This window comes from Pseudomonas sp. NFPP25 (genome assembly GCF_900116505.1).
GTDB classification, from domain to species: domain Bacteria; phylum Pseudomonadota; class Gammaproteobacteria; order Pseudomonadales; family Pseudomonadaceae; genus Aquipseudomonas; species Aquipseudomonas protegens.
The window spans coordinates 377,245-397,434 of record NZ_FPBG01000004.1 but is presented as its reverse complement, the minus strand read 5'-3'; the positions used below and the strand labels follow the sequence as shown (position 1 = coordinate 397,434).

At 63.8% G+C, this 20,190-nt stretch carries 18 protein-coding genes and 1 pseudogene; 6 read left to right on the top strand and 13 right to left on the bottom strand.

All coding sequences use genetic code 11. The annotated features are described in order from the left end of the window. Positions 1–123: 123 nt before the first annotated feature. Complete coding sequence (ppx, locus tag BM382_RS18085) at positions 124–1,626, top strand: exopolyphosphatase (RefSeq protein ID WP_011064157.1); 1,503 nt, start codon at positions 124–126, stop codon at positions 1,624–1,626. 174 nt (positions 1,627–1,800) lie between these two features. On the opposite strand, the gene ppk1 is transcribed toward ppx, so the two are convergent. Then, complete coding sequence (ppk1, locus tag BM382_RS18080) at positions 1,801–4,020, bottom strand: polyphosphate kinase 1 (RefSeq protein ID WP_072443497.1); 2,220 nt, start codon at positions 4,018–4,020, stop codon at positions 1,801–1,803. Positions 4,021–4,038: 18 nt separating this feature from the next. Beyond that, positions 4,039–5,052, bottom strand: a complete 1,014-nt coding sequence (gene hemB / locus BM382_RS18075) for a porphobilinogen synthase (protein ID WP_011064159.1) — start codon at positions 5,050–5,052, stop codon at positions 4,039–4,041. 207 nt (positions 5,053–5,259) lie between these two features. On the opposite strand from hemB, the gene BM382_RS18070 reads away from it, so the two are divergent. Beyond that, positions 5,260–5,874 carry a DedA family protein gene (locus tag BM382_RS18070; protein WP_011064160.1) on the top strand — a complete coding sequence of 205 codons (615 nt, stop codon included), beginning with the start codon at positions 5,260–5,262 and terminating at the stop codon, positions 5,872–5,874. Here the strand turns inward: BM382_RS18070 and BM382_RS18065 are convergent. Next, on the bottom strand, positions 5,855–7,090 hold the full coding sequence (locus tag BM382_RS18065) for a sterol desaturase family protein (protein WP_019095411.1): 1,236 nt from the start codon (positions 7,088–7,090) through the stop codon (positions 5,855–5,857). The genes BM382_RS18070 and BM382_RS18065 overlap by 20 nt on opposite strands. Before the next feature lie 113 nt (positions 7,091–7,203). Between BM382_RS18065 and elbB the strand changes: the two genes are divergently transcribed. Then, positions 7,204–7,872 (top strand): isoprenoid biosynthesis glyoxalase ElbB, encoded by a 669-nt coding sequence (elbB, locus tag BM382_RS18060; protein WP_011064161.1) that lies wholly within the window; start codon positions 7,204–7,206, stop codon positions 7,870–7,872. A gap of 18 nt (positions 7,873–7,890) precedes the next feature. Here elbB and BM382_RS18055 read toward each other — a convergent pair whose 3' ends face one another. Further along, positions 7,891–8,346, bottom strand: coding sequence for a YaiI/YqxD family protein (locus tag BM382_RS18055; RefSeq protein WP_015637443.1), 456 nt, complete (start codon positions 8,344–8,346; stop codon positions 7,891–7,893). A 79-nt stretch (positions 8,347–8,425) separates the two neighbouring features. Beyond that, positions 8,426–10,324, bottom strand: coding sequence for a cytochrome c/FTR1 family iron permease (locus BM382_RS18050; protein WP_011064163.1), 1,899 nt, complete (start codon positions 10,322–10,324; stop codon positions 8,426–8,428). 137 nt (positions 10,325–10,461) lie between these two features. Between BM382_RS18050 and BM382_RS32020 the strand changes: the two are divergent. Further along, positions 10,462–10,593, top strand: a pseudogene (locus BM382_RS32020) (penicillin-binding protein activator LpoB); the annotation flags it as partial. A gap of 57 nt (positions 10,594–10,650) precedes the next feature. Here BM382_RS32020 and BM382_RS18045 read toward each other — a convergent pair. From BM382_RS18045 to BM382_RS18035, 3 genes are all read right to left on the bottom strand, one after another. Then, entirely contained in the window at positions 10,651–11,283 is a 633-nt protein-coding gene (locus BM382_RS18045) for a LysE family transporter (protein ID WP_011064164.1), read from the bottom strand. 108 nt (positions 11,284–11,391) lie between these two features. Further along, the gene (locus BM382_RS18040; protein ID WP_011064165.1) at positions 11,392–11,973 is read right to left on the bottom strand and encodes a mechanosensitive ion channel family protein; all 582 of its coding nucleotides are present in this window, start codon (positions 11,971–11,973) and stop codon (positions 11,392–11,394) included. Then, complete coding sequence (locus BM382_RS18035) at positions 11,973–13,883, bottom strand: ATP-binding cassette domain-containing protein (RefSeq protein WP_011064166.1); 1,911 nt, start codon at positions 13,881–13,883, stop codon at positions 11,973–11,975. The genes BM382_RS18040 and BM382_RS18035 overlap by 1 nt, the downstream gene beginning before the upstream one ends. Positions 13,884–13,933: 50 nt before the next feature. On the opposite strand from BM382_RS18035, the gene BM382_RS18030 reads away from it, so the two are divergent. Beyond that, positions 13,934–14,398 (top strand): TIGR02444 family protein, encoded by a 465-nt coding sequence (locus BM382_RS18030; RefSeq protein ID WP_011064167.1) that lies wholly within the window; start codon positions 13,934–13,936, stop codon positions 14,396–14,398. Here BM382_RS18030 and BM382_RS18025 read toward each other — a convergent pair. Then, positions 14,395–15,543, bottom strand: coding sequence for an AlgP family protein (locus tag BM382_RS18025; protein ID WP_072443495.1), 1,149 nt, complete (start codon positions 15,541–15,543; stop codon positions 14,395–14,397). The genes BM382_RS18030 and BM382_RS18025 overlap by 4 nt on opposite strands. 193 nt (positions 15,544–15,736) lie before the next feature. On the opposite strand from BM382_RS18025, the gene BM382_RS18020 reads away from it, so the two are divergent. After that, positions 15,737–16,402 (top strand): FKBP-type peptidyl-prolyl cis-trans isomerase, encoded by a 666-nt coding sequence (locus BM382_RS18020; protein WP_015637447.1) that lies wholly within the window; start codon positions 15,737–15,739, stop codon positions 16,400–16,402. Between the two features lie 60 nt (positions 16,403–16,462). Here BM382_RS18020 and BM382_RS18015 read toward each other — a convergent pair whose 3' ends face one another. The 4 genes from BM382_RS18015 to BM382_RS18000 form a co-directional block, all read right to left on the bottom strand. Further along, complete coding sequence (locus tag BM382_RS18015; protein WP_011064170.1) at positions 16,463–16,921, bottom strand: Rsd/AlgQ family anti-sigma factor; 459 nt, start codon at positions 16,919–16,921, stop codon at positions 16,463–16,465. A gap of 207 nt (positions 16,922–17,128) precedes the next feature. Continuing rightward, on the bottom strand, positions 17,129–17,650 hold the full coding sequence (locus BM382_RS18010; RefSeq protein ID WP_053160388.1) for a disulfide bond formation protein B: 522 nt from the start codon (positions 17,648–17,650) through the stop codon (positions 17,129–17,131). A 153-nt stretch (positions 17,651–17,803) separates the two neighbouring features. Further along, positions 17,804–19,042, bottom strand: a complete 1,239-nt coding sequence (locus BM382_RS18005) for a heme biosynthesis protein HemY (protein WP_011064172.1) — start codon at positions 19,040–19,042, stop codon at positions 17,804–17,806. Further along, the gene (locus BM382_RS18000) at positions 19,039–20,178 is read right to left on the bottom strand and encodes a uroporphyrinogen-III C-methyltransferase (RefSeq protein ID WP_011064173.1); all 1,140 of its coding nucleotides are present in this window, start codon (positions 20,176–20,178) and stop codon (positions 19,039–19,041) included. The genes BM382_RS18005 and BM382_RS18000 overlap by 4 nt, the downstream gene beginning before the upstream one ends. Positions 20,179–20,190: the final 12 nt, after the last annotated feature.

The following is a 20,190-nucleotide window of genomic DNA, read 5'->3' as shown; positions in this document are numbered from 1 at the left end:
AACCGCCGGCCCACCGCCCCGGCGCAGGCTTTTATGCGTTGAATCAACGCATTGGACACTGCGCGTTGGCGCGAGCCGTTGATCGTGGCAGGATGGCGAGGTTATCGACCGAGACCCCCAACCATGCCCCAATCCCAAGCCAAGAATCTGTCCCTGATCGCCGCGATCGATCTGGGCTCCAACAGCTTTCACATGGTCGTGGCCAAGGCCCGGAACGGTGAAATCCGCATTCTCGAGCGGCTCGGAGAAAAGGTTCAACTGGCCGCCGGCATCGACGAAGAACGCCAGCTCAACGAAGAATCCATGCAGCGCGGTCTCGACTGCCTCAAGCGCTTCGCCCAACTGATCAACGGCATGCCCCAGGGCACGGTGCGCATCGTCGGCACCAACGCCCTGCGCGAAGCCCGCAACCGCGGCGAGTTCATTCGCCGCGCCGAGGAAATCCTCGGCCACCCGGTGGAAGTCATCTCCGGCCGTGAAGAAGCCCGCCTGATCTACCTCGGGGTGTCCCACACCCTCGCCGACACCCCGGGCAAGCGCCTGGTGGCCGACATCGGCGGCGGCAGTACCGAATTCATCATCGGCCAGCGCTTCGAACCCCTGCTGCGCGAAAGCCTGCAGATGGGCTGCGTAAGCTTCACCCAGCGCTATTTCCGCGATGGCAAGATCACCCCTGCCCGCTATGCCCAGGCCTACACCGCCGCACGCCTGGAGATCATGAGCATCGAACATGCCCTGCATCGCCTGACCTGGGACGAAGCCATCGGCTCGTCCGGAACCATTCGTGCCATTGGCCTGGCCCTCAAGGCTGGCGGCCAGGGTAGCGGCGAGGTCAACGCCGAAGGGCTGGCCTGGCTCAAGCGCAAGCTGTTCAAGCTCGGCGACGCCGAGAAGATCGACTTCGAAGGCATCAAGCCCGACCGCCGGGCGATCTTCCCCGCCGGCCTGGCAATTCTCGAAGCGATCTTCGATGCCCTGGAACTGCAACGCATGGATCACTGCGAAGGCGCTCTGCGTGAAGGCGTGCTCTACGATCTGCTGGGCCGCCATCATCACGAAGACGTCCGCGAACGCACCCTCAGCTCGCTGATGGAGCGCTACCACGTCGACCTGGAACAAGCCTCGCGCGTTGAAGGCAAGGCCCTGCGCGCCTTCGACCAGGTGGCCGCGGACTGGGACCTGGAAGACGGCATCTGGCGCGAACTGCTGGGCTGGGCGGCCAAGGTCCATGAAGTGGGGCTGGACATTGCCCACTATCACTACCACAAGCACGGTGCCTACCTGATCGAGCACTCGGACCTGGCGGGTTTCTCCCGGGAAGACCAGCAGATGCTGGCTCTCCTGGTGCGCGGCCACCGCCGCAACATCCCCAAGGAAAAATTCGCCGAGTTCGGCGACGACGGCATCAAGCTGATCCGGCTGTGCGTGCTGCTGCGTTTCGCCATCCTCTTCCATCACATCCGTGGCACCCAGCAAATGCCTCAGGTGAGCCTCAGCGCCCTGGGCGATCAGCTGGACGTGGAGTTCCCGGAAAACTGGCTGGATGAAAACCAGCTGACCCAGGCCGACTTCGCCCTGGAAGCCGAATGGCTGACCCGGGTGGGCATCGTGCTCAACGTCAACTGATCCTGCCACGGAGCTGCAGGAGCCGGCTTGCCGGCGAAAAGGCCGCTACCCCTTGCATCGCCCTCAGGGGCGCCTTCGCTGGCAAGCCAGCGCCTACAGTTCTTGCAAGCCGCACAAAAAAGGCCAGCCCGGTGATCGGGCTGGCCTTTTTATTATCGGCGACGCCTGACGCGCTTAGCGCACCGGCAGTACCGGGCTGCCAAGGCGCTCCAGCAGGGTTGCCTGCGCACTGCGCGGGTTCTGGTTGCCGGTCGGCGTATTGCGGATATAGCGGCCGTCGGACTGCAGGCTCCAGCTGTGGGTGTTGTCGGTGAGATAGCTCTCCAACTCTTTCTTGACCCGCAGAATCAGCTTCTTGCCTTCCACCGGGAAGCAGGTCTCGACCCGCTTGTCGAGGTTGCGCTCCATCCAGTCGGCGCTGGAAAGGAACATCTGTTCCTCGCCGCCATTGAGGAAGTAGAACACCCGGGTGTGCTCCAGGAAGCGGCCGATGATCGAGCGCACGTGGATGTTGTGCGAGACCCCGGCAATGCCCGGACGCAGGCAGCACATGCCACGCACCACCAGGTCGATGCGCACGCCCGACTGGCTGGCCTTGTACAGCGCGCGAATGATCTTCGGATCGGTCAATGAGTTGAACTTGGCGATGATGTGCGCCGGTTTGCCGTCCAGGGCGAACTGAGTCTCCCGGGCGATCATGTCGAGCATGCCCTTCTTCAGGGTGAACGGCGCATGCAGCAACTTCTTCATGCGCAGGGTCTTGCCCATGCCGATCAGCTGGCTGAACAGCTTGCCCACGTCCTCGCACAAGGCATCGTCAGAGGTCAGCAGACTGTAGTCGGTGTACAGACGGGCGTTGGCCGCGTGGTAGTTGCCGGTGCCCAGGTGCGCATAACGCACGATCTCGCCGGCTTCGCGACGCAGGATCAGCATCATCTTGGCGTGGGTCTTGAACCCCACCACGCCGTAGATCACCACCGCACCGGCCGCCTGCAGACGGCTGGCCATCTGCAGGTTGGACTCTTCGTCAAACCGCGCACGCAATTCGATCACCGCGGTGACCTCCTTGCCGTTGCGCGCCGCGTCCACCAGGGCGTCGACGATCTCCGAGTTGGCACCACTGCGGTACAGGGTCTGGCGCACTGCCAGCACATGCGGGTCCTTGGCAGCCTGGCGCAGCAGGTCGACCACCGGGGTGAAGGATTCGAACGGGTGCAGCAGCAGGATGTCCTGCTTGCTGATGACGCTGAAGATGTTCTCGCTGTTCTGCAGCAGCTTGGGGATCTGCGGGGTGAACGGGGTGTATTGCAGCTCCGGGTGGCTGTCCAGGCCGGTGATGCTGAACAGCCGCGTCAGGTTCACCGGGCCGTTGACCTGGTACAGCTCGGTCTCGTGCAGGTTGAACTGCTTGAGCAGGTAGTCCGACAGGTGCTTGGGGCAGGTGTCGGCCACTTCCAGGCGCACCGCGTCACCGTAGCGACGGGAGAACAGCTCGCCGCGCAGCGCACGGGCCAGGTCTTCGACGTCCTCGGTGTCCACTGCCAGGTCGGCGTTTCGGGTCAGGCGGAACTGATAGCAGCCTTTTACCTTCATGCCCTGGAACAGGTCATCGGCGTGGGCGTGGATCATCGACGAGAGGAACACATAGTTGTCGCCAGGGCCGCCGACTTCTTCGGGCACCTTGATGATCCGCGGCAGCAGGCGCGGCGCGGGGATGATCGCCAGACCCGAATCGCGCCCGAAGGCGTCGATGCCCTCCAGCTCGACGATGAAGTTCAGGCTCTTGTTCACCAGCAATGGGAAAGGGTGCGTCGGGTCCAGGCCGATGGGGGTGATGATCGGCGCGATCTCGTCGCGGAAATAGCGGCGAACCCAGGTCTTGAGCTTGGTGGTCCAGTAGCGGCGACGGATGAAGCGGATCTGATGTTTTTCCAGTTCCGGCAACAGGATGTCGTTGAGGATCGCGTACTGGCGGTCGACATGCCCGTGCACCAGTTCGCTGATGCGCGCCAGCGCCTGGTGCGGCTGCAGACCGTCGGCACCGGCCTGTTCGCGAGCGAAGGTGATCTGCTTCTTCAGGCCCGCCACGCGGATCTCGAAGAACTCGTCCAGGTTGCTGGAGAAGATCAGCAGGAACTTCAGGCGCTCCAGCAACGGATAGGACTCATCCAGTGCCTGCTCCAGCACGCGGATGTTGAATTGCAGCTGCGACAGCTCGCGGTGGATGTACAGGCTGCTGTCATCCAGGTTGGGAATGACGATGGCCGGTGCCGGTTGCGTCTCGGCCACCGCGACCGGGGCCACTGGCTCCAGTTCCGGCGGGGTCTCCACCACTTGCTCGACCACCGGCTGAGCTTCTTTTACGGCAACTTCTGAGAGTCCTTCAGTATTCATCGCGTGTTCCTGGGAGGGCTATTTTTGCTCTCGTAACAATTGAGCAGCACGAACGGCAAAGTAAGTCAGGATGCCATCGGCACCTGCACGTTTAAAAGCGGTCAGGGATTCAAGAATAACCCCCTCACCCAACCAACCATTCTGGATTGCTGCCATGTGCATGGCGTATTCGCCGCTGACCTGATAGACAAAGGTCGGCACCTTGAATTCATCTTTGACCCGCCAGAGGATGTCCAGGTACGGCATGCCCGGCTTGACCATGACCATGTCCGCGCCTTCGGCGAGGTCCGCCGCCACTTCATGCAGGGCTTCCTGGCCGTTGGCCGGGTCCATCTGGTACGAGGCCTTGTCGGCCTTGCCCAGGTTCAACGCCGAGCCCACCGCATCGCGGAAGGGGCCGTAGTAGGCGCTGGCGTACTTGGCCGAGTAAGCCATGATGCGCACGTTGGCATGCCCAGCCAGTTCCAGGGCCTCGCGGATCGCCTGGACCCGCCCGTCCATCATGTCCGACGGTGCCACCACCTGGGCGCCGGCCTCGGCATGGGACAGGGCCTGGCGCACCAGGGCGTCGACGGTGATGTCGTTCTGCACATAACCCTGTTCGTCGAGGATGCCGTCCTGGCCATGGGTAGTGAACGGATCAAGGGCAACGTCGGTGATCACCCCCAGAGCCGGAAAGCGTTCGCGCAGGGCGCGGGTGGCACGCTGGGCGATGCCGTCGGGGTTCCAGGCCTCGGCCGCATCCAGGGACTTGAGCGCCCCGGGCGTCACCGGAAACAGTGCCAGTGCCGGAATTCCCAGTTCGACCCAGTTCGCCGCCTCTTCCAGCAGCAGGTCGATGGTCAGGCGCTCGACCCCGGGCATCGAAGCCACCGCCTCGCGGCGATTCTCACCCTCGAGCACGAACACCGGCAGGATCAGGTCATCCACGCTCAGGCGGTTTTCCCGCACCAGACGGCGGGAAAAGTCATCGCGACGGTTGCGCCGCAGACGAGTGGCTGGAAACAGGCGGTTGGCGGGGGTAAAGCTCACGGCGGACTCCAGGGCTCGCGCTGGCGGACGAGCGGGACAGTTATAAGCGGGCATTATGACGAACAGATGACAGTTGTGCTCAAGCTGTTGACCGGCAGCAACACTCATTGTCATTGGCCGGATTGTTCACGTCGAGACACATTTCGATACTTTCCCGAACGTCGTCGAAGGGGTAGGCTGCGCGTTCATTTCGCCAGCATCCAGACAATGCTCCAACAATTTCTTCAGGATTTCGGCTACTTCGCCCTCTTTCTCGGCACGTTTTTCGAAGGCGAAACCATTCTGGTTCTTGCCGGATTTCTCGCGTTCCGCGGATACATGGATATCAACCTGGTGATGGTGGTTGCCTTCTTCGGCAGCTACGCCGGTGACCAGCTGTGGTACTTCCTGGGGCGCAAGCATGGCCGCAAGCTGCTGGCGCGCAAACCGCGCTGGCAAATGATGGGTGACCGGGCGCTGGAGCATATCCGCAAGCACCCGGATATCTGGGTACTGAGCTTTCGCTTCGTCTACGGGCTGCGCACCGTGATGCCGGTGGCCATCGGCCTGTCCGGCTATCCGCCGGGCCGCTACCTGCTGCTCAACGGTATCGGCGCAGCGATCTGGGCCATAGCCCTGGCCCAGGCGGCCTACCATTTCGGCGCAGTCATGGAAGGCATGCTCGGCAGCATCAAGAAGTACGAGCTGTGGGTGCTGGGCGCCCTGCTGGTCCTGGGCTTCGGCCTGTGGCTGCGCCGGCGCTTCAAGAACGCACGCCTGGCCAAGCAGATCTACGAAGCCGAACAGGCCTCCGCCCGGGAACCTAAGACGCCAGCCGAGTAACACGCGAGCCGCAGCCATACAGCCCGCAGACACTCAGCAGGCTGTAGCTGCCCAGCGCCACCCAGGCCAGGGGGCTGGCCGGCCACAGACCGACCAGCGGCGCCAGCCATACCAGGGGCAGATTCAGCAGCAGCCGCGCCCCTTCCAGTTTCAGGCTCCAGGGCCGATCCTCCAGAGCCGCGCCCAGTACGAACAGACCCAAGGCCATCGCGCCCCAGCCCAGCAAAAGTGCCTGGACCGACAGGCTGCTCTGGGCATTCATCAGGTAACTGCCCAGGGCTACATACACCGCGAACTGCAGCACCACGTACACCTGACGCCGCACATCCAGGGCCACCTCGAATTTGCGAAACTGGCTCAGCTCCGTCTTGGCCAGGGGATAACGGGCCTGCACATCCGCCGGGCGCCAGCCGGTGCGCATGAACCAGATCCGCAGCTTGTCCCGCACATGCTCGGTGCGCCGGGCATCATTCCAGAGCTGGGCATAGAACTGCAGATTGGCCCACAGCGGGTTCCAACTGGCCAGCGGGGTCGTCACGCCGAACACCACGGGCTCGTTGTCGTCCTCTTCCTGGTAGGTGCCGAACAGCCGGTCCCAGAGAATGAACACCCCGCCGTAGTTGCGATCCATATAAAGAGCGTTCTGCGCGTGATGGGCCCGGTGATTGGAGGGGGTCACGAAGAACCATTCATACCAGCCCAGCTTGCCGATGTGCCGGGTATGCACCCAGAACTGATACAGCAGATTGAGGGCTGCCACCGTGACGAACACCACCAGCGGCACCCCGAGTACCGCCAGGGGCAGGTAGAAGATCCAGCTCAACAGGAAGCCGGTGCTGGTCTGGCGCAGAGCCGTGGAGAGGTTGTAGTCCTCGCTCTGGTGGTGCACCGAGTGAGCGGCCCAGAGGATATTGCGTTCATGACCGCAGCGATGCAGCCAGTAGTAGCAGAAGTCGTACAGGACAAAGGCCCCGATCCATACCCAGAGGCTGTGCGCCGGCAGCTCGAACAGCCCCCAGTGCTGGAGGGCGAAGGTATAAGTGACCAGGCCCAGCCCCTTGGTCAGCAGGCCCGTGGTGGTGGACAACACGCCGGTGCTGATGCTATTGACCGCATCGGCAACCCGGTAGTTATTCACTCCCCGCCAGCGATCGGCCAACAATTCAGCAACAATCAACACAAAGAAAAACGGCACCGCATAGAGGATGAGGTTCATGGCGCGACCCGATCGATATCGATAACCAAGATTAGGTCCGACGACTCCATCCCCCTATGGCCAGGTGTGACAAACAGGCGGACATTTAGCGCCATGAATCTGGAGAAAAACCCATGAGCAAAAAAGTTGCAGTGATCCTTTCCGGTTGCGGCGTGTTCGACGGCGCCGAAATCCACGAAAGCGTGATCACCCTGCTGCGCCTCGACCAACGCGGCGCCCAGGTGCAGTGCTTCGCCCCGAACATCCCCCAGATGCATGTGCTCAACCACCTGACCGGCGAAACCATGGCCGAGAGCCGCAACGTGCTGGTGGAATCGGCGCGCATCGCCCGGGGTGAGGTCAAGGACCTGCGCGAAGCCCGCGTCGAAGACTTCGATGCGCTGATCATTCCCGGTGGCTTCGGGGCGGCCAAGAACCTCTCCAGCTTCGCCACCGAAGGCGCTGCCTGCACAGTCCAGGCCGACGTCCTGGCCCTGGCCGAAGCCTTTGCCGAAGCCGGCAAGCCGGTGGGCCTGATGTGCATCGCCCCGGCCATGGCCGCGAAGATCTACGGCCCCGGCGTGACCTGCACCATCGGCAACGATGCCGACACCGCAGCCGCCCTGGGCAAGATGGGCGCCACCCACGCCGAATGCGCAGTGGGCGAGATCATCGAAGACAAGGCGCGCAAACTGGTGAGCACCCCCGCCTACATGCTGGCGAAATCCATCAGCGAAGCGGCCTCGGGCATCAACAAACTGGTGGACCGGGTGCTGGAGCTGACCCACGAAGGCGACAAGTGAGCCTCTAGCGAGCGCCCCTCAGGCCTGGCGCGCCAAGCGCGTCAGGATGCGGTCCAGGGCGTTGGCGAAGGCCTGTTTTTCCCGGTCGCCATAGGGCGCTTGCCCACCACTGACCTGCCCCTGTTCACGCAGGTCGGTAAACAGGTTGCGCACCGCCAGGCGCTCGCCCATGTTCTGTGCGTCGAACTCCTTGCCCCGCGGGTCCAGGGCCGCCACGCCCTTTTTCACCAGGCGGTCGGCCAGCGGCACGTCACTGCAGATCACCAGTTCACCGGGCACTGCGTGCTCCACCAGGTAATCGTCGGCGGCATCCGGGCCGCTGGGCACCACGATCAGCCTGACGCAGGCGAAGGCCGGCTTGATCTGCGCCTGTCCGGCCACCAGCACCACTTCGAACTGGCGCTTCAGGGCGAAGCGCACTACTTGATCCTTGGCCGCCTTGGGGCAGGCATCGGCATCGATCCAGACACGCATTGAATGTTCTCCCTCCAGAATGCAGAACGGGCAAGCCGCCCCTTCAGGAGCGGGCTTGCCCGCAATCAACTACGCCGGCTCAGGAAGCCTGCACGCGGCGCTTCTCACTCATGCGGCTGCGGCTGTAGAGCACCACGATCGCCAGGATCGCCACCGCCTGGGCACCCAGCGAGTAGGCGTCGGCATGAATACCCAGCCAGTCGAAGTCGAAGAACGGCACTGGCCGCGTACCGAAGATACCCGCTTCCTGCAACGCCTTGACGCCGTGCCCGGCGAACACCACCGACAAGGCGCAGAGCAGTGCCGCGTTGATGCCGAAGAACAGCGCCAGGGGCAACTTGGCCGAGCCCCGCAGGATCACCCAGGCCAGCCCCACCAGCAGCACCAGGGCGGTGGCGCCACCGGCCAGTACCGCGTTGTGCCCGGCAGGGCCGGCCTGCAGCCACAGGGTTTCGTAGAACAGAATCACTTCGAACAGCTCGCGATAGACCGAGAAGAACGCCAGCACCGCAAAGCCGAAACGCCCGCCGCCGCCCACCAGGCTGCTCTTGATGTAGTCCTGCCAGGCCGCCGCATGCCGGCGGTCATGCATCCACACCCCGAGCCACAGCACCATGACACTGGCGAACAGCGCGGTGGCGCCTTCGAGCAGTTCACGCTGGGAACCGCTGACATCGATCACGTAGGCCGCCAAGGCCCAGGTACCCAGGCCGGCCAGCAAGGCCAGGCCCCAGCCGACGTTGACACTGCGCACCGCCGATTGCTGGCCGGTGTTACGCAGGAAGGCGAGGATGGCCGCCAGCACCAGGATCGCTTCCAGGCCTTCGCGCAGCAGGATCAGCAGGCCGGAAATAAAGCTCAGAGACCAGCTCAGGCTGTCGCCGCCCAGAAGCTCGGCGGACTCCTTGAGTTTGGCCTTGGCCGCGTCCAGACGCTGTTCGGCCTGGGCCACCGGCAAACCGTCCTGCAACGACTGCCGGTAGGCCATCAGGGCCTTTTCGGTGTCTTTGCGGACGTTGGCATCGACGTTGTCCAGGGAGCTTTCTACCAGCTCGAAACCTTCCAGGTACGCCGCTACCGACAGATCGTAGGCCTGTTCGTGATCACCGCTGCGATAGGCCGCCAGGCTCTTGTCCAGGGTCGATGCGGTGTAGTCCAGCAACTGCGCCGGCCCCCGCTTGACCTGAGGCGGCTGGGCACGCTGGGCACGGAAAGTCGCGGCTGCCTGCGGGCCCTGGGCGGCCAGTACTTCACCCGGTGTCTGCCGGGCCAGGTCGGCCAGATTGAAGCTCTGCTCGCCCTTGGCGGCCGCAGGGTCGGCGCTGAAACTGGCGATGTAGGTGGCCAGGTCCCAACGCTGGCGATCATCCAGTTGATCAGCGAAGGACGGCATGTCGGTGCCTTCCACGCCCAACCCCAGGGTGTTGTAGATGGCATACAGGCTCAGGCGGTCGAGACGTTCGACATCCCGCAGGTTGGCCGGTGGTGGGGTCATGCCCACGCCCGCCGGACCATCGCCGGCGCCCTGCTCGCCATGGCACACCGAGCAGTGCTGGGCGTACAACGGCGCGCCACGGGTCGGATCCGGGGTGATGATCGGCGCCTGGCTAACCTCATAGGCTACCGCCAGCCGAGCCCCCATCTGCCGCGCCTGGCGAGCTACCTGATTGCCATCGACGCGGTCATCCACCGCTTTGCGCAGGCTGACAACGCCTTGCTCCAGTTCAGCCTTTTCCGGTTTGGCCGGCAGATCGGCGATCAACCCCTGCAGGACGCCGAGAAACTCCACCTGCTCACGGTACTCGGACTCGTCAATGACCTTGCCCCCCTCGACCGTGGCGGGATAGTCCGCGCCAATGTAATCCAGCAGATGCAGGGCCTTGGGCGCGCCGTCGACGGTATCGGCCAGCAGGTTGAAGCTGAAAAGCGCCAGCACCGGCAACACTAGCAACGCCAGTAAACGGGAAGGGGCAATCATGAATAAATCTCAAAGGGAAATAAGAAGTAACATATTGTTCCCTCCCAACGAGTTTCACTCAAGGCTTATCAGCCCCGCTGAAACATCTTCGCTCACAGGCCACCAGCCTCACGCCCAGCTAGCACCCGCTCCCCTGCGTGCGCAAAGTGTCCAAGCCCCTGGGCGAAGACGTCACCCGGCAGTTGGGTCGTGACAGCTGCGAGCAACCGCGCCAAGCGCCGATGCGCAACAACCAGCCGCCGGACACGGCGCCAGTGACCCTGCGCTAAACCGCACGCAAACGAAAAAGGCGACCCGGTGGGTCGCCTTTTCTTGTTCCTGCAAACCTAGGCCGCCGCTTTGCGGATAGTTGCCAGAAAACCCGCAGCGCCGAGGAACAGGCCGGCGAAGGTGCGGTTCATCCGCCGCTGCTGGACCGGGGTGCGCAACAGGCGCAGGACCTTGGACGCCAGCCCCGTATAGCCGGCCATGACGATCAGGTCGACCACGATCATGGTGGCGCCGAGAATCAGGTACTGCTTGACCAGGGGGGCATGGGGATCGATGAACTGCGGCAACACCGCCAGCATGAACACCAGCGCCTTGGGGTTGCTGATGTTTACCAGGAAACCGCGAAACACCAGGGCCAGGGGCTTGCCGATGGGGCGAATGGCGGCGTCATCACTGAGGTCGCTGGGCAGCGCGCGCCACTGCTTGACCGCCAGGTACACCAGGTAGGCGACACCGAACCACTTGATGGCATAGAAGGCCGTGGCAGAGGCCGCGAGAATGGCCCCGACACCGGCCGCGACAATGGCAATCTGCATGGCCAGGCCCAGTTGCAGCCCCAGGGCGTTCCAGTAGCCGCGCCAGAAACCGTATTGCAGGCCGCAGGACATCGACGCAATGGCGCCGGCGCCCGGGGAAAGACTGATTACCCAACTGGCGGCAAAGAACGCCAGCCATGTCTCAAGCACCATCGCACACCTCGGATCGAATTGGTCGTGACTGCCTAAGCTAATCCTCCGCTTGGCGGCTGACCATATTTTTTTCGCCCAAAGGTGATGCAACGGCTACAGAGGAAGGGGTTACTTTTCGCCGCTGCCCACGGGCAGCACATCAGTGCCACGCCAGCGGCGCACCGAGCGCTGGAAGAACAGGCTGTTGGGCACCTGGACCATGGCGCTGCCGGTGCCGGCTTCCTCGGCTTCGATCAGGGTGGTGTACAGCAGGTTGATCGCCACGACCCGGCCCTTGACCCCAGGCTTGTCGACGGTGTCCACCAGCTCCACCACGTCACCCAGGCGGAACGGGCCAACCGTGAAGATCAGGATCGCGCAGAGCAGGTTGGAGAGCACGCTCCACATGGCGAAGAAGGCCACCGCCGCCACGGCGACGAAGCCTGAAAGGGCGGTCCACAGCACCGTGGCGGAAACCCCCAGGCGCTCCAGCACGAAGATCACCGCGCTGCCCATGATCAGCCAGCGCAGGCCGCCCCGCAGGGGCATCAGCAACTGCGGCGGGAACGGGTAGCGCTCGCCCAGGCGGGTCAGGCCACGAGCCACGAAGCGCTGGGCCAGGTAGCCCGCCAGGAGGATCAGCAGGATCTGCACGCCAATCCACAACGGGCCGATCCACTGGGCCGGCAACGGTAATTGCAGCGCCTCCATCAGGACAGCGCCTCCAGCTCGGCCTGCATGCTTTCCAGCAGTTCCAGGGCCTCCATCCAGGCTTCTTCCAGCTCGGACTCACGGGTCTTGAGCTTGGCCTGCTCGGCCAGCAGATCCCGCAACTCATCCTTGCGCGCAGCCTCGTACAAACCGCTGTCGCCCAGGCTGGCCTCGATCTTGGCCAGGCGCTCATGCACCTTGCCCAACTCGGCTTCCAGCTTGTCGGCCTCGCGCTTGTGCGGTGCCAGTTGCTGACGCAACGCCGCGGCGGCCTGGCGCTGGGCCTTCTTGTCGGTCTTGTCCGGGTTCACCGGCGTGTTGCTGACCGGGGCATTGCGCTGGCGGTAATCCACCAGCCAACGGGTGTAGTCGTCCAGGTCGCCGTCGAACTCTTCGACCTTGCCATCGGCCACCAGGAAGAAGTTGTCGGTGGTGCTCTTGAGCAGATGGCGATCGTGGGAGACCACCAGCACCGCACCACTGAACTCTTGCAGGGCCATGGTCAGGGCCAGGCGCATCTCCAGGTCCAGGTGGTTGGTGGGTTCGTCGAGCAGCAGCAGGTTGGGCCGCTCCCAGGCGATCAGCGCCAGGGCCAAACGGGCTTTTTCACCGCCGGAGAAGTTCAGCACCGGCTCGTCGATCCGTGCGCCGCGGAAGTCGAAGCCGCCGAGGAAGTCGCGCAGGGTCTGCTCGCGCTCGGTGGGCGCCAGGCGCTGCAGATGCAGCAAGGGGCTGGCCTTGGAGTCCAGGGAATCGAGCTGATGCTGGGCGAAGTAACCGACAACGGTGTTCTCGCCCCGGGTCAGGCGCCCGGACAGCGGCTGGAGTTCGCCGGAGAGGTTCTTGATCAGGGTCGACTTGCCGGCGCCGTTGGGCCCCAGCAGGCCGATCCGCGCGCCCGGAGTCAGCTGCAGCTTGACCTTCTCCAGGACCGCACGCTCGCCATAGCCCAGGCGGGCATCGGAGAGGTCGATCAGCGGGCTGGAGATCTTCGTCGACTCACGGAAGGTGAAATCGAAGGGCGAATCGACGTGTGCCGCCGACAGCTCCTCCATGCGCTCCAGGGCCTTGATCCGGCTCTGTGCCTGCCGGGCCTTGGTGGCCTGGGCCTTGAAGCGGGCGATGTAGCTTTCCATGTGCGCGCGCTGCGCCTGCTGCTTCTCGTAGGCTTGCTGCTGCTGGGCCAGACGCTCGGCACGGGCGCGTTCGAAGGCGCTGTAGCCACCGCGATAGAGGGTGATCTTGCGCTGGTCGACGTGGGCCACGTGATCGACCACGGCATCGAGGAAGTCCCGGTCGTGAGAGATCAGGAGCAAGGTGCCGGGGTAACCCTTGAGCCACTCTTCGAGCCAGATGATGGCGTCGAGATCCAAGTGGTTGGTAGGTTCGTCGAGCAGCAGCAGGTCCGAGGGACACATCAGCGCCTGCGCCAGGTTCAGGCGCATCCGCCAGCCCCCGGAGAAGTCGCCGACCTGACGGTCCATCTGCTCGTTGGTGAAACCCAGGCCAGCCAGCAGCTTGCGCGCCCGCGCGTCGGCGGTGTAACCGTCGGCGCTGTCCAGCTCGGCATGCAAGCGCGCTTGCGCGGCGCCGTCCTGGGCCGCTTCTGCAGCGGCCAGGTCACGCTGCACCTGGCGCAGGCGCAAGTCGCCGTCGAGCACATAGTCCACCGCCAGGCGCTCGAGGGTATCGACCTCCTGGCGCATGTGGGCGATGCGCCAGTCGGCCGGCAGGAAGCAGTCACCCGAGTCCGGGTGCAGCTCACCGCGCAGCAAGGCAAAGAGGCTGGATTTGCCGGCGCCGTTGGCACCGATCAGGCCGGCTTTCTGGCCGGCGTGCAGGGTTAGCTCGGCGTCTTCTAGCAGACGTTGCGGGCCACGCTGTAAAGTCAGGTTCTGAAGTCGAATCATAATGGCGGCGGAGTCTACCAGCTTCGTTAGCAACTGGCGCGAGTAGCAATATGTCCCCTGACCTGTGGAGCTTTGCCCTGAAGACTTACGCCCTGCCCGGTGTGCAGGAGGCCTGCCTGCAGCTGCAGGATGGCGGGGCCAATGTCTGTCTGCTGCTCTGTGGCGCCTGGCTTGGCCAAAGGGGGGTCGACTGCGATAAGCAGCGCCTGCAAGCGCTCGAAGAGTTGGCTGCGCCCTGGTATCAGGAGGTGGTCGAACCCCTGCGCAAACTGCGGATTGAGTGGCGAGCCGCCGCGGCCAGCGACGTGCAACTGAGCACCTTGCGCGAACAACTCAAGGCCCTGGAACTGGATGCCGAACGGCAGTTGCTGCTGCGTCTGCAGGAAGGGGCACGAAAGTGGCCCGAAGCTCAGGCCCGGAGCCTGAATGACTGGCTGGAAGGACTGGCGGCCGAAGCCGCCGTCCGGAACCGCAATGCGCTGCAGGTACTGCGCATCGCGGTGGCCGGCGCTTAGGAAGCGCTGGAAGGGTTGCTGGCTGGAGCCGACGCAGGAACAGCGGGTGCACTTGCAGCTGGTGCCGGCGAGGCAGCCGGAGCAGGAGTTGCAGGCTTGGCCGCTGCGGGCGCGGGAGCTGCAGGTTTGGCAACTGGAGCAGTTGGCTTGGCTACAGCAGGCTTGGCGGCTGCGGGCTTGGCAGCAGGCTTTTTCGCGGCCGGCTTGGCAGCGGGTTTTGCTGCGGGTTTGGCGGCGGCAGGCTTGGCGGCAGGCTTTGCCGCCGATGCCGCGGCTGGCTTGGCAGCTGCAGGTTTGCTCGCGGGTTTGGCCGGAGCTTTTGTAGCGGCGGGTTTCGCTGCTGGTTTAGCGGCCGGTTTGGCGGCAGCCGGTTTAGCCGCAGCGGTCTTGGTGGCAGCAGGTTTCGCTGCTGGCTTGGCGGCTACGGGCTTGGCGGCAGGTTTAGCAGCTGGCTTGGCCGCAGCGGCTTTGGTCGCAGGCTTCGCAGCGGGCTTGGCGGCTGGCTTGGCAGCTACCGGTTTGGCAGCCGCCGCTTTGCCGGCAACAGGCTTGGCCGCTGGTTTGGCAGCAGGCTTGGCGGCTGCGGTTTTGGCCGCGGCGGGCTTGGCTGCACTGGCAGCAACAGGTTTTTTCGCCGCCGGCTTGGCAACAGGTTTGGCCGGTGCCTTGGCAGCAGGCTTGGCCGGTGCCTTGGCAGCAGGCTTGGCCGCTGGTTTTTTAGCTGCTACCGCTGCCGGCTTGGCATCACGAGAGCTCAATGCCTTGCCTACCGCTTCCTTCACACGACCCACGCCTTGAGCCAGTTTCAGGCTCTCCTGGGCATCGCGCTTGAGTTGCAGAATGTAGCTGCGGGTTTGTGCCTGACGCTCTTTCAGGGCGTCCAGCAAATCTTCGAGTTCCTTGACCGCGGTCTTCGCCTTGGCTTGTGCCTTGGCCTTGCCGGCCGCCGCAGCGTCCTGCAGTTTGGTGCGCGATTTGTGCAGTTTTTCCTGCGCCTTGCCCCGTTGTTTTTCCAGCTTGGCGAGCAGTTTTTCAGCATCAGCCAAGGCTTGGGAACAAGCGTTTTCCAAATGTTCGAGCAAGCTGCCCGACAGCTGTTGGAGCAAATGCAACGGAGTATTTACAGGCTTCTTATTGGCCGACATGGTTTACCTCCTGGCTGACGTGAGTTGCGGCTCATACTAGACCTCTGCTGCTACCGCCGCTAGGGCATGTTGACAGTATCGAAAGCCTGGCGTTGCAGCCGAACGAAAATGTTCTTCGCCCCCATCGAAGTTGCTCACCAACGAGCGCTTTGTCGCTGGCATAATCCACCGCAACTCAGGCCGGAGAGTGCCCATGTCGCGTTACCTGTTTTTATCCTTGAGCCTGTTCTTGCCACTGGCTCAGGCGGCTGCCGAAGCACCATCCAACAACGCTCACGATCTTGCCTACAGCCTGGGGGCAAGCCTCGGTGAACGCCTGCGCGATGAGGTGCCCGACCTGCAGATCCAGGCCCTGGTCGAAGGCTTGAGGGCCGCCTATCAAGGCAAGCCTCTGGCGCTGAAAAGCGAACGCATCGAACAGATCCTTGCCGAGCACGACGCACAGATCAGCGAACAGTCGGCCAAGTCTCAGACAGAGATCGCGCTGAAAAACGAACAGCGCTTTCTCGATGAAGAAAAGGCCAAGCCCGGGGTCCGCCAACTGGCAGACGGCATCCTGCTGACCGAGTTGAGCCCTGGCAGCGGCAACAAGGCCAGCCCCAACGGCTCGGTCCAGGTGCGCTACACCGGGCGCCTGCCAGACGGCACCGTGTTCGATCAGACCCAGCAGCCGCAATGGTTCCGCCTCGACAGCGTGATCGCCGGCTGGCGTAGCGCACTGTCGCAGATGCCCACCGGAGCCCGGTGGCGCCTGGTAATCCCGTCGAACCAGGCCTATGGCACCGAAGGCGCCGGGGACCTGATCGCGCCCTACACCCCACTGGTGTTCGACATCGAATTGCTCGGTGTCGCTGGCTGAAGCGCCACAACGAAAAACGGCACGCCGAGGCGTGCCGTTTTTCCTGGTAGGTTCCTGTTCTCAGGCCTGAGCCACAGCTTCCTGCTTGTGGGCGTTGTGCAGCACTTCGATCAGGCAGTCTTCCAGCTCGAAGCGTTCGTGCAGCAGGCCACCGAGTTCCTTGAACTTCTGCGCCACGCACTGGCCGGCGTCGCACAGGTCATTGAACGCCAGGAGCTTTTCGGTGATCACGTCGATGCGTGGGTAGAGGGTGTCGGCCAACTCCAGCCCGCGCTTGTCGCCAAACGCCTTGGCTTCGCTGGTCAGCTGTTCGTAGATTTCAAAATGGCCGGCGGAGACGTAGTCCACCAGGATCCCGCAGAATTCCTGCAGCGGCTTCTTGCTCTCACTCAGTGCCTCGGGCTCCGCGCCCAGCGCATCATAGGCTCGAACCAGTTCGTGACGCTCCTGCAACCAGCGGTCGATCAGCAGATGCACTCCACCCCAGCGTTCCTGAGCATTCTGACAACTTTCGAGCATGGTGATCTCTCTTCCCTTATGGGTCATGCCGCTTGCCCGCCGCTCCTTTCTGGAGACTCTGGATCCGGTCAGGCACAACAGCATCGAGCAACATAATTCCAGTGACAGGTGCGGGCCAGATTATGCCCGCTCGACTACAGCATCAAGGTACGCAGGAGATAAAGTTCATACAAGCGTTTAATCCCCGCCCTCCTGCCAAACACTGACTCAGGGCAACGCCACGGCCTTGCGCGCGCCCCGTAGCTGACGCCACAGGCGGTAGCCGCTAAAGATCAGCATGATCACGAAAAACAGCAGGCTCCACTCCGGCAAGCTCATGTCCAGCAGGGTCCAGGTGACCTCAGCGCAATCGGAGGTGCCCATGAAAGTCAGCTTCAACGCCTGCCACCAGGACAACTGGCGGAGCATGAAGGACATGTCCGGCAGGCAGGCCAGCAACTGTTCGGAAGGAATGTTCTGCAACAGCACATGGCGTCCCGCAGTGACCACCCCCAGCAGGCCCAACAGCAGGTTGAGCCCCCAGTAGACCGCCCGCCCCACGCGCCCTGGCCCCTGGATCACGGCCAACAGATTGACCCCACCCAATGCCAGCAACAGCAGGCGCTGCACGCCCCACAGCGAACAGGACTCGAGGCCGCCACCCGTTTGCAGGTTGAACGCCGCCCACGAGGCCAAGGCCCCCACCAGGAACACCAGGGAGAACAGCAAGCGGGAGCCGGCCAGCGACATGAGATATCCGTAACGGGAGAAACAGGCAGCCACGGTAGAGAAAGCGCTCGCTGCTTTCAAGAAGCGCTATGTCGCAACCGATCGACAACAGCGCCGCAGGTACAGCAGCAAAAGGGCCGGTTGCCTGAAACAGGCAACCGGCCCCGGGACACCTCAGGCCCGCACCGGGACCGGCAGCGGTGAGGCCAGTAGGCGCTCATCAAGCATGCCCAGACCTTCCTGGAACAGTTGGTTACTGCGCTCGGTATCCCCCAGCTGTGCCAGCAGGCGCGCCAGTTCCGCACAGGCTTCGGGATTGCGTTGCAAGCGCAGGCTGCTTTCCAGATAGTCCCGGGCCTTGCCCCACAAGCTGTTCTGCAGGCACAGGCGGCCCAGGGTCAGCAGCAGGCTCGGATCGTCCGCATGCTCTTTCAGCCAGTGCTCGGCGGTCTGCAACTGGCGCGACGGATCGCTGCCACGCACCAGGCCATAGAGCCGTGCCAGGTGGCTTTCGTACTTGCGCTTGATTGCCGTGCGCAGGGCCTCTTCCGCCTCGGCCCCCGCGCCCAGTTGACGCAGTTGTTCGGCATAGGCCAGCACCAACTGCGGTTCCTGGCGCTGTGCCGAGGTCAACTGTTGCCAGGCACGATTGAGAGATTGCAGGCCGGCCACCTCATCCTCTTCACGACGCGCGGCCAGGGACAGGTTTTCACCCCAGGCCCGACGCTCCAGTTCCTGCAGTTCGCTGGCCGGCAGCGCCTTGTCCTTGCGCAACTCGGGCAACAGACGGATCAGGGCCGACCAGTCGCCACGCTGCTGATGCAGGCGCTGCAACTGGCGCAGCACCTGGACACTATGGGGATGGCGCTCATGCATGGCCTGCAGGGTGCTCAGGGCTCCCTCGGTATCGCCGCGATCCGTCTGCAGTTGGGCGTGGCTCAGGGCCACGGCCAGCTCTGCCTGGGGCTGGCGGGTCAGCGCCCGCTCCAGCAATCGGTCGCATTCTTCATAGTGGCCCTGCTCGTTGGCCGCCCGGGCAGCGCCGAGGTAGTAGAGCAGCGGCTGGCGCTCGGCCTCGGCGGCACGCTGCAGGTGCTTCTGCGCGCTGGCCCAGCGCCCTTCGGCGAGGTCCATCTGACCCTGCTCGATGGCGATCTGCACCCGGCGGCTGCGATTGCGCCGTGACCAGGGATTGACCACACCACCGGACACCATCACCAGCTCGATCAGCAGCTTGATGCCCCATACCACCAGCCAGACCAGCGCCACCAGGGCCAGGGTTGCCCACAGGCTCGATTCGTAACGGAAGTTGCTGTAGGCGATCAGTACGTACCCGGGATGCTCGGCAATGGCCAGACCCAGCAGGCCGATGGCCGCAATGACCAGCAGGACGATCACATAGGTACGCTTCATGGGCTCGTCTCCTGGGCGTTGTTCGCCGCAGGTTTGGCCAGAGGCTTGACCGACTCCTCGACATTCAGGTTACGCCGCTCCAGGTAGGCCTGGACCGTACTCAAGGTCTTGGCCAGGTCCGGGGTGACGACCGTCACCGGCTGCTTGCTCAGCTCGGCCAGGCGCTCGAGCATGATCTTGCTTTGCGGGTTGTCCTGATTGAAGTTGCCGGTGAGCACGTCGCGGGCTTCGGTCAACGCCTGGGTATAGACCGCGGCCTGGCCGTTCAGGGCAGCCCACTGCGCCTGCTCCAGCGCCAGGCTCAGGGCCAGGCGCACTTGGGTCAGGCCCTGACCGGCCAGCAAGGGGCGGATGTTCTTGTCGGCGTTGAAGTCAATGCGGAAATAGCGCGAGATCTGATCCCACCACTGGGCCCAGCGGCTGGCGCCGTCACCATCGGCTGTCAGGCCGAGCAGCGATTCACCGCGGTCCTTGTACTCCGGAGCCACGGCGCTCAGTTCCAGCACCTGGTCACGCAAAGCCCCCAGTTGCAGGAACAGCCCGGTGCGGTCCGGCTGCTCGGTGCTGCGCAGGGCCGCCAGGCTCTTGGCCAACTGCTCGCGGGCTGCGAAGGCTCCCGGATCGTTTTGTTCCCGCAGGATATCGTCGGCGCCCTGGACCAGGGCCCTAGCGCTGCTGATGTCCTGCAGCGCCGAAAGACGCAGGCTGGCCAGGCGCAACAGGTGCTCGGCTTCCGCCAGGCGCCAGTCCTTGCGGCTGGCGCCCAGTACGGTTTCCAGGCGCTGGTTCAGGCGCTGCTGGTCACCCTGCAACTGGGCCACCAGACGCCGCCGGTCTTCCAGCTCATCGGCCGCGGGCAGTTGTTCCAGGCGTTCGCTCAAGCGCTGTTCGCTGAGCTTGAGACTCTGGGCCTGATCCCCCAGGGCCTGCAACTGACTGAACTGCTGCTGGTTATTGGCTTGCAGGTGGCGCACCTGCCAGATCCCCCAGCCACCAACGGCGACGCCCGCCGCCCCCAGCAGCAGGGCCAGAATTGCCAACCCGTTGCCACGACGCTCAACGGTTGGTTTCGTGGGTTCAGCAGGTGTCTCGGGCACCGGCTGGGCTTCATCTTTAGGCAAGGCTGTTTCGCTCACGTATCCATCCTT

Excerpts from the sequence above, each read along its gene's own strand:
- ppx (WP_011064157.1), top strand. The coding sequence starts at position 124 with ATGCCCCAATCCCAAGCCAAGAATCTGTCCCTGATCGCCGCGATCGAT.
- ppk1 (WP_072443497.1), bottom strand. The coding sequence starts at position 4,020 with ATGAATACTGAAGGACTCTCAGAAGTTGCCGTAAAAGAAGCTCAGCCG.
- BM382_RS18070 (WP_011064160.1), top strand. The coding sequence starts at position 5,260 with ATGCTCCAACAATTTCTTCAGGATTTCGGCTACTTCGCCCTCTTTCTC.
- BM382_RS18065 (WP_019095411.1), bottom strand. The coding sequence starts at position 7,090 with ATGAACCTCATCCTCTATGCGGTGCCGTTTTTCTTTGTGTTGATTGTT.
- elbB (WP_011064161.1), top strand. The coding sequence starts at position 7,204 with ATGAGCAAAAAAGTTGCAGTGATCCTTTCCGGTTGCGGCGTGTTCGAC.
- BM382_RS18055 (WP_015637443.1), bottom strand. The coding sequence starts at position 8,346 with ATGCGTGTCTGGATCGATGCCGATGCCTGCCCCAAGGCGGCCAAGGAT.
- BM382_RS18050 (WP_011064163.1), bottom strand. The coding sequence starts at position 10,324 with ATGATTGCCCCTTCCCGTTTACTGGCGTTGCTAGTGTTGCCGGTGCTG.
- BM382_RS18045 (WP_011064164.1), bottom strand. The coding sequence starts at position 11,283 with ATGGTGCTTGAGACATGGCTGGCGTTCTTTGCCGCCAGTTGGGTAATC.
- BM382_RS18040 (WP_011064165.1), bottom strand. The coding sequence starts at position 11,973 with ATGGAGGCGCTGCAATTACCGTTGCCGGCCCAGTGGATCGGCCCGTTG.
- BM382_RS18035 (WP_011064166.1), bottom strand. The coding sequence starts at position 13,883 with ATGATTCGACTTCAGAACCTGACTTTACAGCGTGGCCCGCAACGTCTG.
- BM382_RS18030 (WP_011064167.1), top strand. The coding sequence starts at position 13,934 with ATGTCCCCTGACCTGTGGAGCTTTGCCCTGAAGACTTACGCCCTGCCC.
- BM382_RS18025 (WP_072443495.1), bottom strand. The coding sequence starts at position 15,543 with ATGTCGGCCAATAAGAAGCCTGTAAATACTCCGTTGCATTTGCTCCAA.
- BM382_RS18020 (WP_015637447.1), top strand. The coding sequence starts at position 15,737 with ATGTCGCGTTACCTGTTTTTATCCTTGAGCCTGTTCTTGCCACTGGCT.
- BM382_RS18015 (WP_011064170.1), bottom strand. The coding sequence starts at position 16,921 with ATGCTCGAAAGTTGTCAGAATGCTCAGGAACGCTGGGGTGGAGTGCAT.
- BM382_RS18010 (WP_053160388.1), bottom strand. The coding sequence starts at position 17,650 with ATGTCGCTGGCCGGCTCCCGCTTGCTGTTCTCCCTGGTGTTCCTGGTG.
- BM382_RS18005 (WP_011064172.1), bottom strand. The coding sequence starts at position 19,042 with ATGAAGCGTACCTATGTGATCGTCCTGCTGGTCATTGCGGCCATCGGC.